The organism is Streptosporangium sp. NPDC050855 (assembly GCF_044456585.1).
In the GTDB taxonomy this organism is placed as follows: domain Bacteria; phylum Actinomycetota; class Actinomycetes; order Streptosporangiales; family Streptosporangiaceae; genus Streptosporangium; species Streptosporangium longisporum.
This window is the reverse complement of the sequence record NZ_JBITFY010000031.1, coordinates 20,706-35,039: the sequence shown is the minus strand read 5'-3', so window position 1 is coordinate 35,039 and position 14,334 is coordinate 20,706. Positions and strand designations below refer to the sequence as shown.

The window sequence follows — 14,334 nt, the reverse complement described above, 5'->3', positions numbered from 1 at the left end:
CCGCCCCCCCCCCCCCGCGCGCCGCCCCCCGGCGGGGCCCCCCCGGGGGGCGGGGCCCCGCCGGGGCCCGGGCCGCGCCCCCCCCCCCCCGGGGGGGGCCGGCGGCCGGGACCACCCCGGCCCCGCCCCGCCGGCGGGACCGGCAGCACGATCCGACCCTCCACCCTCTTGGAGTCCACATGTCACCCCTCAGCCGACGCCGGCTTCTCCAGGCCGCGGGCATCACCGCCGCCGCGACCGCCACCGGTCAGCTCTCCGGCACCGCGCCCGCCTTCGCGGAGATCGCCCCCGTCCGCGCCGACATCGGCGTGTCCGCGTACCCGTTCGAGTTCGGGCAGGTGCGCCTGACCTCCGGCCGCTGGCTGGACAACCAGAACCGCACCCTGTCCTACCTGCGGTTCGTCGACGTCAACCGGCTGATGTACGTCTTCCGCGCCAACCACCGGCTCTCCACCCAGGGCGCGGCGGCCAACGGCGGCTGGGACGCGCCGAGCTTCCCCTTCCGCAGCCACATGCAGGGGCACTTCCTGACCGCCTGGGCCCAGGCGTACGCGGTGACCGGTGACACCACCTGCCGCGACAAGGCCAACACCATGGTCGCCGAACTGGCCAAGTGCCAGGCCAACAACGGCGCCGCCGGCTTCAACACCGGCTACCTCTCCGGCTTCCCCGAGTCCGACTTCACCGCGCTCGAGGCCCGCACGCTGACCAACGGCAACGTGCCGTACTACTGCATCCACAAGACCCTGGCCGGGTTGCTCGACGTGTGGCGTTACATGGAGAGCACCCAGGCCCGCGACGTGCTGCTGGCGCTGGCCGGCTGGGTCGACTGGCGGACGAGCAGGCTGACCTCCGCCCAGATGCAGGCCATGCTGGGCACCGAGTTCGGCGGGATGAACGCCGTCCTGACCGACCTGTACCAGCAGACCGGCAACGCTCGCTGGCTGACCGCCGCCCAGCGGTTCGACCACAACGCCGTGTTCAACCCCCTGGCGGCGAACCAGGACCAGCTCAACGGCCTGCACGCCAACACCCAGGTGCCCAAGTGGATCGGCGCGGCCCGCGAGTACAAGGCCACCGGCACGACCCGCTACCGCGACATCGCCTCCAACGCCTGGCGCATCACCACCGGCGCGCACACCTACGTGATCGGGGGCAACAGCCAGGCCGAGCACTTCCGGGCGCCCAACGCCATCGCCGGGTACCTGGCGCGCGACACCGCCGAGGCCTGCAACACCTACAACATGCTGAAGCTGACGCGGGAGCTGTGGCTGCTGGACCCGAACCGCGCGGACTACTTCGACTACTACGAGGGGGCGCTGATCAACCACCTCATCGGCCAGCAGAACCCGGCCGACGCCCACGGGCACATCACCTACTTCACCCCGCTCAACCCCGGCGGCCGGCGGGGCGTCGGCCCCGCCTGGGGCGGCGGCACCTGGAGCACCGACTACAACTCCTTCTGGTGCTGCCAGGGCACCGGCATCGAAGTGAACACCAAGCTGATGGACTCCATCTACTTCCACAACGGCACGACGCTGACGGTGAACCTGTTCACCCCGTCGGTGCTGAACTGGAGCCGGCGCGGCATCACGGTCACCCAGACGACCTCCTTCCCGGCGAGCGACACCGTCTCGCTCCAGGTCACCGGCGACGTCGGCAGCACGTGGTCGATGCGCGTCCGCATCCCCGGCTGGACGAGCGGCGCCACGATCAGCGTCAACGGCACCCAGCAGGACATCGCCGCCACGCCCGGCTCGTACGCGACGATCACCCGGACGTGGACCTCGGGCGACACCGTGACCCTGCGCCTGCCGATGCGCGTGGTCATGAAGGCCGCCAACGACAACCCGAACGTCCAGGCGGTCACCTACGGGCCGCTGGTGCTGTCGGGCAACTACGGCAACACCGCGCTGTCGGCGCTGCCGACGCTGAACCCCGCCTCGGTCACCCGGACGAGCACCTCGGCGCTCACGTTCACGGCGACGGCCAACTCCGCGACCGTCAACCTCATCCCGTTCCAGGACGCCCACGGCCACAACTACACCGTCTACTGGAACACCGGCGGCCAGGGCGGCACGGGGACGGCGAGCTTCCGGCTGCAGAACGCGGCCACCGGGCTCGTCCTCGGCGTCCAGAACATGTCCACGGCCGACGGCGGCCTGGCCGTGCAGTGGGCCGACAACGGCACCGCCGACCACGACTGGGTCCTGGTCGTGGACGGCAACGCCGTCAAGCTGCGCAACGTGCACAGTGGCAAGGTCCTGGGCGTGGAGAACATGGCCACCACGGACAACGCCCGCGTGCTGCAGTGGGGCGACACGGGCACCGCCGACCACCGGTGGACGATCGTGGACGTCGGGGACGGCACCCACAAGCTCCGCAACGTCAACAGCGGCAAGCTGCTGGCGATCCTGAACGGCTCCGCGAGCCAGGGCGCGCAGGCCGTGCAGGACGCCGACAACGGCAGCGGCGACAACCAGTGGCGCTTCCTGCCCAACGGCGCGCGCCGCATCCAGAACGTCGCCAGCGGCATGGTGCTGGGCGTGACGGACATGTCCACCGCCGACGGCGGCCTGGTGGTCCAGTGGGGTGACACGGGCACCGCCGACCACCTGTGGACGGCCGTGACCGACACGGGCGGCTACCTCAGGCTGCGCAACTCCAACAGCGGCAAGGTCCTCGGGGTCGAGAACGCCTCGGCGAGCGCGGGCGCCCGGGTGGTCCAGTGGGCCGACAACGGCACCGGCGACCACCGCTGGCGGCTGCGGCACGGCACCAACGGCTCCTTCCGCATCCAGTGCGCCAACGGCGGCCGCGTCCTGGGCGTCAACGGGTCCACCGCGCAGGGCGCGCAGGTCGTGCTGGCCGACGACTCCGGCGCCGGCGACCGCCTGTGGCGGTTCCTCTGATCGGCCCGCCCTTGATCGGCCCGCCCTGACCGGCGCGGCCGTCAGGTTCGGAGGGACCCGGACCTGACGGCCTCGGGCCGGGGCTCGTCCGGCCCTCGGGCCGGACGGCAGAACCCACCGCATCCGGCCGGACGTCCGGGCGACGGCGACGGCACGGTCGCCCCGCTCGGCGTTCGAGCCGGGTGCGGTGGAGGTGCCGTTCGCCCGGACGGGCGAGGAGGCCGGGCCCGGGCGGGTGCACCGGGTCGCCGTGCCGGTGAGGCACCGGGAGCCGGTCGCGGTCGCGTGACCCGCGTCCCGCGCGCCGGAAACTGTCGGTGCCGGGCGAGATGATGAGGTCATGACCGACGCGCCCCCGATCACCCTTCTCGCTGATCAGACCGCCTACGCCGAGGCCGTCCAGCTCGCCCTGGACGCCGCCGCGGCCTACTACGGCGACGGCACCTCCGCGCTGGACGACGACGCCTACGACCGGCTGGTCCGCGGCATCCAGGCGTACGAGGCCGAGAATCCCGGCGAGGTGCTGCCGGAGTCGCCGACGGGCAAGGTGGCCGGTGGCGCGGTGGTCGGCGACGTGCCGCACACGGTGCCGATGCTGAGCCTGGACAACGTCTTCGGCGCCGAGCAGCTGGCCGACTGGGCCGCGTCGCTGGAGCGCAGGCTGGGCCGTCCGGTGTCGGCGTGGAGCGTGGAGCCGAAGCTCGACGGGCTGGCGATCGCCGCGCGTTACCGCGGCGGGCGGCTGGCGCAGCTGGTCACCCGGGGTGACGGCACCGCGGGTGAGGACGTCAGCCACGCGATCGGCACCGTCGTGGGGCTGCCGTCCAGGCTGGCCGAGCCGGTCACGGTGGAGCTGCGCGGTGAGGTGATGATGACCGCCGAGCAGTTCGAGCAGGCGTGCGCCAAGCGTCAGGCGCACGACGGCACTACGTTCGCCAACCCGCGCAGCGCCGCCGCGGGCACGCTGCGCGCCCAGGACCGGCCGTACGTGTGCGAGCTGACGTTCTTCGGCTACGGCGCGCTGCCGCACCCCGGTGACGACTCCGAGGGGGCGGCGCGGCTGCGTGAGCTGCCGCACAGCGAGGTCATGGCGTGGGTCGCCGCGCAGGGCGTGCGGACCCCGGCCGTCACCGAGGTCGGCGGGATCGTCGCCACCACCCTGGAGCAGGTGCAGGAGCGCGTCGAGCAGATCGCGGCCAGGCGCGCCGGCCTGCCCTTCGGCATCGACGGCATCGTGATCAAGTGTGATCTCGCCGCCGACCAGGCGCGGGCCGGTTTCGGCACCCGGGCGCCCCGGTGGGCGGTCGCCTACAAGCTCCCCGCCACCGAGAAGATCACCAGGCTGGTCGGCGTGGAGTGGAACACCGGCCGCACCGGCGTCATCGCCCCGCGCGCGGTGCTGGAGCCGGTCGAGCTGGACGGCAGCGTCGTCACCTACGCCACCCTGCACAACGCCTCCGACATCGCCCGCCGCGGACTGATGCTCGGCGACCACGTGACCGTCTACAAGGCCGGTGACGTCATCCCGCGCGTCGAGGCCCCGGTCGTGCACCTGCGCACCGGTGACGAGCGGCCGATCCCGATCCCGGAGGTCTGCCCGACCTGCGGGGACGCCATCGACGCCTCGCAGGAGCGGTGGCGGTGCGTGCGCGGGCGCGCCTGCCGGATCATCGCCTCCATCGGCTACGCCGCCGGCCGCGACCAGCTCGACATCGAGGGCCTGGCCGAGAAGCGCATCCGGCAGATGCTCGACGCCGGGATGATCGGCGACTTCGCCGACCTGTTCTTCCTGACCCGCGAGCAGCTGCTGAGCCTGGAACGGATGGGCGCCACCAGCACCGACAACCTGCTGGCCGCCATCGAGCGGGCCAAGTCCCAGCCGCTCAGCAGGGTGTTCTGCGCGCTGGGCGTGCGCGGCACCGGCCGCTCCATGAGCCGCCGCATCGCCCGGCACTTCGGCAGCATGGACGCCATCCGCGCGGCCGACGCCGAGGCGATCGAGGTGGTGGAGGGCATCGGCCCGAAGAAGGCGCCGTCGGTGGTGGCCGAGCTGGCCGAGCTCGCGCCGCTGATCGACAAGCTGGTGGCGGCCGGGGTCACCATGACCGAGCCCGGCTGGAGGCCACCGGCCGTCACCGGCGCCGGCTCCGACCCCGGCTCCGGCTCCGGCTCCGGCGCGCAGGAGGCCCCAGGGGCGGGCGGCGCGTCCGGGTCGCCGCTGGCCGGGATGTCCGTGGTGGTCACCGGTTCGATGAGCGGCGCGCTGGAGGCGCTGACCCGCAACGAGATGAACGAGCTGATCGAGCGCGCCGGGGGCAAGGCGTCCTCCAGCGTCTCGAAGAAGACCAGCCTGCTGGTGGCCGGGGAGAACGCGGGCTCCAAGCGTGCCAAGGCCGAGAGCCTGGGCGTGCGGATCGTCGGCCCGGAGGAGTTCGCCGGCCTCGTCGGCGACCTCCTCTGACCGGACCCGAGGCCGTGGAGGCGAGGCCGCAGAACCGTCCGGGACACGTCGTCACGCGATGTAGGGAAGCTGCTCCGGCTGCACCCGTCCCAGCAGCGGTATGCCGTTGAGGAAACGGCCCACCTCGGCCACGGCGAACTCGCCGAGGCGCCGCATCTCACGCCCCTGGGCCCCCGCCAGGTGCGGGGTGATCAGGACGTTGGGCAGGCCGAAGAGCGGGTGCCCGGGCGGCAGCGGCTCGGGGTCGGTGACGTCGAGGACGGCGGAGACGCGGCCGGTGGCACAGACCCGTGTCAGCGCCTCGGTGTCGATCAGGGACCCGCGGGCGGTGTTGATCACGGTCGCCCCGTCGGGCAGCAGGTCCAGCCTGCGGCCGTCGAGCATGTGGCGGGTCTCGGGAAGGGCGGGGGCGTGCACGGTGACCAGGTGGCTGCGGCGGCACAGGTCGTCCATGTCGACCGCCTCGGCACCGAGACGGTCGGCGTCGTCGGCGGTCAGGTACGGGTCGTAGAGCAGGACCTCGACGTCGAACTCCCGTAGCCTGCGCAGCACCAGACGGCCGATCCGGGAGGCCCCGATCACGCCCACGGTGCAGCCGTGCAGGCCGGTGCCGTCACCCGACAGCCAGTCCGCGGGCCCGCCCTCGACGGCGGCGGCGTACCGCCTGGCGCGGCCGAACACCTGCTTGGCGCCGAGGACGAGCATGGCCATGGTGTAGTCGGCGACGGGGACGGCGTTGGCCTCCGCGGCGGTGGACACCAGCAGCCCGCGTTCGAACACGACGGGGTCGACGGAGGTCTTGACGGTGCCGGCGGCGTGCACGAGGGCCCGCAGCCGGGGCGCCGCCTCCAGCACGGTGGCGTCGACGCGCGGACACCCCCACCCGGTGAGCAGGATGTCCGTCCGCGCCAGGACCGCGGCGGCGGACGGTCCTTCGAACGAGGTGAACGTCGTCGCCGGATCGATGTCGACCAGATGCCGCAATCGGGTGACGAGGTCGGCGGGGAAGACTCCGCCGAACGCCCAGGGGGCGATGGCGAAGACCGCGACGGGTCGCCGTGGCACGGAGGGGACTCCTCTCGGTAGGCGGGTGGTGAGAACCGATGTAAACGGTTCCACAAACAGGGTCACCTTACGTGCCGGATGCCCGGTCCACAACGGTTCCCGGTGAGGACGGCCATCGTCAGCACGTGGATGTTCACCGCCCGATAGAGGGGCGATGGACTATTGACGCGATTATGTAAACGTTTTAGGTTGATGAACATTCTGTTTCGGCTCGGTACCGCACGAAGGGCGCTGGACGTGAGCATGACGCGGGTCCGCGGCGACGCCGGTGGCACCGGCCCACCCATGGACAAGGCACGGGACCCCTCCCCCGCGGGAGGCCCTGTCGCGGGTCGCCTGCGGCGCATCCGCACCGACCTCGTGCTGCTGGCCGTCGCGGTGCCGGGTCTGGCGTACTTCCTGTTCTTCCACTACGGGGCGCTGTTCGGCAACGTCCTGGCCTTCCAGCACTACGTCCCGTTCCTCGGGGTCTCGGGCAGCGAGTGGGTGGGCCTGGCGCACTTCGAGCGCATGTTCGGCGACCCGGCGTTCTGGAACGCGGTGGAGAACACGCTGATCATCGCCGCGCTGCAGCTGGTGTTCTTCTTCCCCGCCCCGCTGGCCCTGGCGCTGCTGCTGAACAGCCTGGTGGGCGACACCGTCCGGCGGTTCGTGCAGAGCGTGATCTACCTGCCGCACTTCCTGTCGTGGGTGATCGTCGTCGCGCTCTTCCAGCAGATGCTGGGCGGCGCGGGCGTGGTGAACGGCTGGCTGTCGGACCTGGGCGCGGGCGGCGTCTCGATCATCGGCAACCCCGACGCCTACGGGCCGCTGGTGATCGCGCAGCTCGTCTGGAAGGAGTGCGGCTGGGCCACGATCATCTTCCTGGCGGCGCTGTCGCAGGTCGACGAGCAGCAGTACGAGGCGGCGGCGCTGGACGGCGCCGGTTGGGGACGGCGGCTGTGGCACGTCACCCTGCCCGCGATCAGGCCGGTGATCGTGCTGCTGCTGGTGCTGCGGCTGGGCGAGTTCCTGTCGATCGGGTTCGAGCAGTTCTTCCTGCAGCGCCAGTCGGTGGGGCCGGAGACCGGCGAGGTGCTGGAGACGTTCGTCTACTTCACCGGCTTCGCGGGCGGCGACTTCGGTTACGCCGCCGCGGTCGGTCTGTTCAAGGGGCTGATCGGCGTGGTGCTCATCTACACCGCCAACAAGGTGGCTCACCGGCTGGGCGAGCAGGGGGTGTACAGGGCATGAGGAGCGCGACAGCCGCACCCGCCTGGAAGGGCCGTCCCGGCCCGGCCGTGCGCGCCGCCAAGGCCGTGGCACTGGCCGTGGTGGTCGCGCTGGTGGTCTTCCCGCTGTGGACGGTCCTGGCCACCAGCCTGGCCAGCCCGCAGAACGTCATCGAGAACGGCGGCTGGGTGATCTGGCCCCGGGAGTTCTCCCTGGACGCCTACACCGACATCCTGCAGGGCGGGATCATCACCCGCGCGCTGCTGGTCAGCACGGGCGTCACCCTGGTGGGCACGGCGCTGAGCCTGTCGTGCACCATCGGCCTGGCCTACACGCTGAGCAGGCCGCGGGTCTACGGCGGCAAGCCGATGCTGCTGCTGGTGCTGTTCACGTTCCTGTTCCCGCCGGGGATGGTGCCGCTGTTCCTGGTGGTGCAGGGCGCCGGGCTGTTCGACCGGTACGCCGCACTGGTCCTGCCCTTCCTGATCAACGTGTTCAACCTGGTCGTGATGCGCGGATTCTTCCAGGCCATCCCGCAGGAGCTGCTCGACGCCGCGCGGATGGACGGCGCCGGCGAGCTGGCGATCCTGCGCAGGGTCGTCCTCCCGCTGTCCAAGGCCGTCATCGCGGTGATCGGCCTGTTCTACGCGGTCGCGTACTGGAACCGCTTCTTCGAGGCCATCATCTACTTCAACGACCAGACCAAGTGGCCGATCGGCACCGTCCTGCGGCAGTACGTCACCGGAGGGGCGTCCCTGGCCGAGAGCTCGGGCGAGCTGGCGGCCACCTCACCCCAGTCGGTCCAGATGGCCGTCGTCATGCTGGCGACGCTGCCCATCGTGTGCGTGTACCCGTTCCTGCAGCGCTACTTCGCCAAGGGCGTGCTGACCGGCGCCCTGAAGGCCTGAACGACGTCCCCGACCGGCGCCCCGAGGGGCCCGGCGAGCGTCCCCGGCCGCGTCCTGAGAACCCCCCACGAGAAACACTCCTTTCGGCGCGACGCCGGGAGAGGAACCCCCGCCATGGACAACCGCATCGACCGTCGTTCCCTGCTGCGCCTGGCCGGCACCGGCGCGCTCGGCCTGGCCGCCACACCCCTGCTGTCCGCGTGCGCGGGCCGGAGCCCGTCGGGAGGCGGGAACGTCTCCAACGCGGGGAAGAGCCTGACCCCCTGGCCGGCCTACGTGCCGTTCGAAGGGCCGGCTCCGGACCTTCCCGGTGACGCCTCCGGCGTGCAGCCGCTCTACCTGTCCTACCCCGAGAAGCTCGTACGGTCGGTGAACGACACCGTGGGCGACGGCTCCGAGGTCAGGGCCATGGTCGTGTCGTTCGGCGCCCCGCCGAAGCCGGTGGGCCGGAACGAGTACTGGCAGGCGCTCAACAAGGCGCTCAACGTCGACCTGAACGTCACCGTCGTGCCCGACCCGGAGTACGCGCAGAAGATGGCCACGCTGATGGCCGCGGGCGACGACCTGCCGGACATCATCATGTTCAACAACCTGGCGCTCCCGCACGCGGCCGAGTTCGTCCAGGCGCGCTGCGCCGACCTGTCGGAGTTCGTCGGCGGGGACGCGGTCAGGCGGTTCCCCAACCTCGCCAACATCCCGACCTACGCCTGGCAGGGCATGGGCAGGATCGGCGGCAGGATCTACGGGGTCCCGCTGGAGCGGCCGAAGCCGGCCAACAGCCTGTTCGTCAACCGCTCGGCCATGAACGCGGCCGGCATCCCCAAGGACTGGACGACCGAGCAGTACCTGGACGCCATGAAGGAGCTGACCGGGGACCGCAAGTGGGGCGTGGGCTGGTTCAAGACGCTGTTCGGCGGCCTGGGCGCCGTCACCTACCACGCCGGTTCGCTGGGCGCGCCCAACACCTGGTCGGCCTGGGGCGGCACGTTCTCGCACACCATCGCCACCCCGCAGTTCGAGCAGGCCCTGGAGGTCATGCGCAAGCTGGCCGAGGCAGGGACGCACTACCCCGACAGCCTCACCGTCAGCTCCACCGACATGCAGAGCTTCTTCCACAACGGCACGGTCGCCTCGATCAACGACGGCTTCGGGTCGGTGAACCTGGGCTTCATCACGAAGATCAACGACCGGTTCGACCTCGACCTCGGGCGGCCGTACGGGGAGAATCCCACCCCCTGGCAGAGCCCGGGCACCTTCGGCTACGTCGCCTTCAAGAAGGCCTCCCCCGAGCGGATCAGGCTGCTGCTGCGCATCTGCGACTACCTCAGCGCGCCGTTCGGGACCAGCGAGTACGAGCTGGCCAACTACGGCGTCGAGGGCCGGCACTTCACCAAGGACGCCGACGGCGTCACGACCACCGACCTGTACACCCAGGAGAACAACACGCTCCTGCCCGTCAAGTTCCTCGGCGCGGCCCCGTCCGTCCTCTACCTGCCGGGTCACTCCGACGTGGCCAGGTCCGTGTACGAGTGGCAGAAGGCGACCCTGCCCGACAGTGTCCGCAATCCCGCCACCGGCCTGCGCTCTCCCACCGAGGCGAGCAAGGGCGCCCAGCTCACCCAGATCATCGGGGACGGGATCACCGCGGTCACGTTCGGGCGCAAGCCGCTGTCGGCGTGGAAGGACGTCGTCACCCAGTGGCGGCAGGCGGGCGGTGACCAGGTCGCCGCGGAGCTGGCCAAGGAGCACGCGGCCAACCAGTAGACCGGAGGCGCACGACAGGCCGGCGGGCCGCGAACAGGCGGCCCGCCGGTCCGCGTGTTCCCAGGCGCGGGACGCCGTCCGTCTTCCGGTTCACGGTGTTCCCAGGCGTGAGGCGCGGGCCGTTCGCGCGTGGGGACGCCGTCCGTCCGCCGGTGCGTCGTGTTCCTCAGGCGCGGGGCGCCGGCCGTTCGCAGACGGGGACGCCGTCCATGCGCACCGTCACCGTCTCCCCGCCGGGCAGCCTCAGGACGACCAGGTCGCCCCGCACGCTCACCTCCGGCGCGGGCGGCCGCTCGCGCGTCACCGCCAGGTGCACCAGGCCGACGTAGACCGCGGTGCCGCCGGGGTGGTCGGCGGCGGCGTACGGCGTGGCCGAGTGCGTGCCGAAGGCGTTGGTGCCCCGGGAGGTCACCAGACCCGTGCCCGTGTAGCCGTGCAGGGCGAACACGGCGCTGCTCAGCCCGTCCGGGCGGCGGGCCAGCGCCGTCCCGTCCTCCTGGCTCGCCTCCGGCGGGGTCGCCGCGGCCAGGGCGTGGCCGCCGTCCCTCACCCGGTGGCCGGCCGGGGCCGTGACCCGGTGGATCCTGATCTCCGCCGGGCCGTCGACCACCGAGGCCGTCACCACGCGGACCGGGCCGTCCCGGTAGGCGGAGGCGGCGAACCGGTCGGAGACGCACAGGGGCTCGATGCGCCGCCTGAGGGAGGGCGTCCCGTCGGGCGCGACGACGGCCAGGTGGTTGTCCACCCCGCGCGCCCCCTCCCCCACCTCGGGCCCGGTGTGGCTGGTGTAGGCGAACTTGAGGTAGTACGGGTCGGGTGGCCCGTCCGGGTCCTGGACGCGGTCGCGGTCGCTGCCGTGGTTGACGAGCCGTACGACGCCGTCGGCGCGGGTGGCGTGCAGCAGCCAGCCGGGCGCGGGCATGGACACCGCCTGGTCGGCCAGGTCGACGGGCGCGGCCTCCTCGGGATCCGTCCAGACCGGGTGCCCGGGCGGCAGCAGCAGGCCCAGGAACGCCTTGCTCGCCCAGTACGGTGACGCCGGTCCCGAGTAGTCCTGCGCGACGGGCGGGAACGGGCCGTACCAGCCCAGCGTGAGCAGGCCGCGCTCGTCGGGTGCGCCGCGCTCGGCGAAGTGGCGCAGGACGCCGCTCGCGATGCGGCGGGTACGGCCGGGCGGAAGGGGCGAGGCGCCGGTGAGCGCTCCCAGCCACAGCGGCGCGACCGTGGCGAACCGGTAGGTCAGCGAGCGTCCCTGGTGCACCGGCCCGCCGTCGGCGGCGAAGAAGTGCTGGTAGTGGTCGAGGAAGCGGCGCAGCCGTGCCGCGTAGAGTTCCCCGCGGGCGGTGTCGCCGGCCATCCTCGCCCACAGCGACGGGTACAGGTGCATCGCCCAGCCGCAGTAGTGGTCGAAGTTCTTGCCCCTGCCGTCGGAGTACCAGCCGTCACCGGCGTACCACTCCTCGATCCGCTCCAGCCCGCCGGTGATCTCCGCCGGTTCGTGGGGCCCGCCCACCTCGGCCAGGAACTGCCCGACGACCACCGTGAACATCACCCAGTTGTTGTCGGGCGTGCGCCGCCCGACGCATCCGGCCAGCCAGGCCACCACCCGTTCCCGTACGGCCGCCGGCAGCCGGTCGAACAGCCAGGGCCGGGTCTCGTGCAGCGCCAGCGCCACCGAGGCCGCCTCGACGAGCTGCTGGGACATGTCGGCCGGCGCGGGCCAGGCGCAGGGGTGGGCCGGGTCGGTCCCGGCCGCCAGACCGCTCGCGTAGCGCTCCAGCAGCGCGGGCGGCACCGCGCCGCCCGCTCCGGCGATCCTGAAGGCGGCGAGCAGGAACGTGCGGGCGAAGCCCTCCAGCCCGTCGCTCACCGGCCCCGACCGGCTCGCCCTGCCCGGCAGGTGGAACCGGGCGAAGTCCTCCGTGGCGTACGGCACCACGGAGGCCAGCAGGCGGTCGGCGGCGGCCTCCCAGTGTGCCCGTGTCCAGCCGGTGTGGCCGGAGAGTCGTTCGTCGGGCGCCGGGAGGCCGCTTGATGACATAAAACGGATACTACAGCTCTGGCAAGGCTTCTATCGGGAGAACTCTGACGCCTGAAGTAAACGTTTTAACATCGATGCTCATCTGCCCGCGTAGCTGATGCTCGGGCGGGGCGGCGTGGTCATGCCGTGGCCGAGGAAGTAGTCGGGGTGGTGGGACTGCATGTAGCCCTTGAGGGTCATGGCGTTGCGGTAGGCGGGGTTGTGCGCCAGCGTGTACAGCCTGGTGCTCGTGGGCCGGTCGGTGGTGAAGATGATGAGCTCGTCGAAGCTCGCGTTGGTGTAGACGACCTCTTCGCGCCAGTCGCCGAGGAGGTCGCCGACCAGGGTGGGGTTCACGCCCTGGGCCGCGCTGACCGCGCCGTACTGTGAGATGTTCAGCAGCCGGGGGGTGCGGTTGGTGGCGGTGGGGTTGGCCGGGTCCCACTTCTCGAACTTGCCGTCGTTGAGCAGTTCCATGGTGAGGTCGCCGTCCCACCACAGGCCCATCTGCGGCCAGGGCCGCAGTGAGGTGTTCGGTTCGGTGAGGCGGTTGGTCGGCGCGTTGTACACCCCGGAGAAGGACCAGACCTCCATGCCGGGGTGGCGGGGGTCGATGTCGCCAGCCATGCCGCGCCCCACGTCGGCGGTGCCGGACGCGGTGTGCCGCCAGATGACGGAGCCGTCGCGGGCGTCGTAGTAGTACTCGCGCAGGCCGTTGGGGTTGTCCTGCTGCACGCCGTAGCCCTGCAGGCCCGGACGGGAGGGGTCCATCTTGGTGATGTGGAAACGGTCGCCGTGGACGATGCCCGCGGGCCCCAGCGAGTAGCGCAGGGTTCCGTCGCCGTTGAGCACGAACCCGATCTCGGCGACCTCGTCGCGGCCGTCACCGTCGACGTCGATGATGCGGGTGTTGTGCCCGTCGGGGGCGTTCTGGTTGCCGCGCAGCCACTTCCACCGCTGGGTCAGGGCCTGGCCGTCGAAGTTCCAGGCGGCCATCATGAGGTTGAAGCCCCCGTTGCCGATCCGGTTCTTCATGAACGCCACCAGGCTGGGCCTGGTGCCGTCGAGGTGGCCCACCCCGAAGCGCGCGTACATCGGGCCGTCGGACAGGTAGTCGGTCGGCACCGGGGCCGTGGCCCGGGCCGCTCCGGTCCGGCCGTCGAGAACGGCGATGAACTGGCGGTTGTCGTCACCGTTGGTGAACCTCGTCCCGTTGCCGAAGGTCACGCCGTTGGCGATGCGCACCGCGACCTCGGCCCGGCCGTCGCCGTCGAGGTCGGCGACGGTGACGCCGTCGTTGTGGCCGACGTCGATCGTGGACGAGCCGCCCTCGATGTTGTTCTGGTTCGTGCTGTTGGGCCCCATGTCGACCTGCCACAGGAAGCGCCCGTCGCCGCGGTAGGCCTCGATCCTCTGGGGGGAGGTCTGCCGGTCGAGCACGTAGTCGTACTCGCCGTCGCCGTCGAGGTCACCGGCCCAGACGAACTTCACCGGGCCGCCGGAGCGCAGCGGCACGCGGACCACCGGCTCGGTGGCGTGGTTGGCGGTGAGGGTGAACGCCGTGCTCGCCGCCTGCTCGGTGCCGCCGACCACCGGCCGTACGTGGTAGCTGTTGGCCCGGGTCAGGTCGGCCGTGGAGTCGACGTAGTTGGTGCCGCCGGTCAGGACGCCGGAGTTGAGCTTGACGTACGAGCCGCCGGCGGTGGAGCGGTAGACGTTGAAGCCGATGCCGTCCGGGTCCAGTCCCAGCAGCCGCCAGCCGACCAGGACGTTCCTGCTGCCGGAGCGCACGGCCACGACGCCGCGGCCGAGGTTCTCCATCGGGCGGACGGGGGCGGCCGCCGAGGCGCCGGAGGCGGCGGTGGTCGCGGACGTGGGGCCGGCGACCAGGGCCGTGGCGGCCATCGCGAGCGCCGAGGCGATGACGGCGGGCCGGCGGACGGCCCGTCGTCGACGCGTGACGTGCATGAAGATCTCCTTCGTCGTGGGGGG

General features: G+C 71.9%; 8 protein-coding genes. 5 read left to right on the top strand and 3 right to left on the bottom strand.

Annotated features, from left to right (window positions below):
* Positions 1–179 precede the first annotated feature (179 nt).
* Positions 180–2,912: a beta-L-arabinofuranosidase domain-containing protein gene (locus ACIBCT_RS37680; RefSeq protein WP_399196805.1), complete on the top strand. Its 2,733-nt coding sequence runs from the start codon at positions 180–182 to the stop codon at positions 2,910–2,912.
* Between the two features lie 340 nt (positions 2,913–3,252).
* Positions 3,253–5,373: an NAD-dependent DNA ligase LigA gene (gene ligA / locus ACIBCT_RS37675; protein WP_399196804.1), complete on the top strand. Its 2,121-nt coding sequence runs from the start codon at positions 3,253–3,255 to the stop codon at positions 5,371–5,373.
* A 51-nt stretch (positions 5,374–5,424) separates the two neighbouring features.
* Here ligA and ACIBCT_RS37670 read toward each other — a convergent pair whose 3' ends face one another.
* Complete coding sequence (locus tag ACIBCT_RS37670) at positions 5,425–6,438, bottom strand: hydroxyacid dehydrogenase (protein ID WP_399196803.1); 1,014 nt, start codon at positions 6,436–6,438, stop codon at positions 5,425–5,427.
* A gap of 192 nt (positions 6,439–6,630) precedes the next feature.
* On the opposite strand from ACIBCT_RS37670, the gene ACIBCT_RS37665 reads away from it, so the two are divergent.
* The 3 genes from ACIBCT_RS37665 (at position 6,631) to ACIBCT_RS37655 (ending at position 10,322) form a co-directional block, all read left to right on the top strand.
* Positions 6,631–7,671: an ABC transporter permease gene (locus tag ACIBCT_RS37665; RefSeq protein WP_399196802.1), complete on the top strand. Its 1,041-nt coding sequence runs from the start codon at positions 6,631–6,633 to the stop codon at positions 7,669–7,671.
* Positions 7,668–8,558: a carbohydrate ABC transporter permease gene (locus ACIBCT_RS37660; protein WP_399196801.1), complete on the top strand. Its 891-nt coding sequence runs from the start codon at positions 7,668–7,670 to the stop codon at positions 8,556–8,558. The genes ACIBCT_RS37665 and ACIBCT_RS37660 overlap by 4 nt, the downstream gene beginning before the upstream one ends.
* 114 nt (positions 8,559–8,672) lie before the next feature.
* On the top strand, positions 8,673–10,322 hold the full coding sequence (locus tag ACIBCT_RS37655) for an extracellular solute-binding protein (protein ID WP_399196800.1): 1,650 nt from the start codon (positions 8,673–8,675) through the stop codon (positions 10,320–10,322).
* 166 nt (positions 10,323–10,488) lie between these two features.
* On the opposite strand, the gene ACIBCT_RS37650 is transcribed toward ACIBCT_RS37655, so the two are convergent.
* Complete coding sequence (locus ACIBCT_RS37650) at positions 10,489–12,363, bottom strand: DUF2264 domain-containing protein (protein ID WP_399196799.1); 1,875 nt, start codon at positions 12,361–12,363, stop codon at positions 10,489–10,491.
* 78 nt (positions 12,364–12,441) lie between these two features.
* Positions 12,442–14,310 carry a hypothetical protein gene (locus ACIBCT_RS37645; RefSeq protein WP_399196798.1) on the bottom strand — a complete coding sequence of 623 codons (1,869 nt, stop codon included), beginning with the start codon at positions 14,308–14,310 and terminating at the stop codon, positions 12,442–12,444.
* Positions 14,311–14,334 lie beyond the last annotated feature (24 nt).

Excerpts from the sequence above, each read along its gene's own strand:
- ACIBCT_RS37680 (WP_399196805.1), top strand. The coding sequence starts at position 180 with ATGTCACCCCTCAGCCGACGCCGGCTTCTCCAGGCCGCGGGCATCACC.
- ligA (WP_399196804.1), top strand. The coding sequence starts at position 3,253 with ATGACCGACGCGCCCCCGATCACCCTTCTCGCTGATCAGACCGCCTAC.
- ACIBCT_RS37665 (WP_399196802.1), top strand. The coding sequence starts at position 6,631 with ATGAACATTCTGTTTCGGCTCGGTACCGCACGAAGGGCGCTGGACGTG.
- ACIBCT_RS37660 (WP_399196801.1), top strand. The coding sequence starts at position 7,668 with ATGAGGAGCGCGACAGCCGCACCCGCCTGGAAGGGCCGTCCCGGCCCG.
- ACIBCT_RS37655 (WP_399196800.1), top strand. The coding sequence starts at position 8,673 with ATGGACAACCGCATCGACCGTCGTTCCCTGCTGCGCCTGGCCGGCACC.
- ACIBCT_RS37650 (WP_399196799.1), bottom strand. The coding sequence starts at position 12,363 with ATGTCATCAAGCGGCCTCCCGGCGCCCGACGAACGACTCTCCGGCCAC.
- ACIBCT_RS37645 (WP_399196798.1), bottom strand. The coding sequence starts at position 14,310 with ATGCACGTCACGCGTCGACGACGGGCCGTCCGCCGGCCCGCCGTCATC.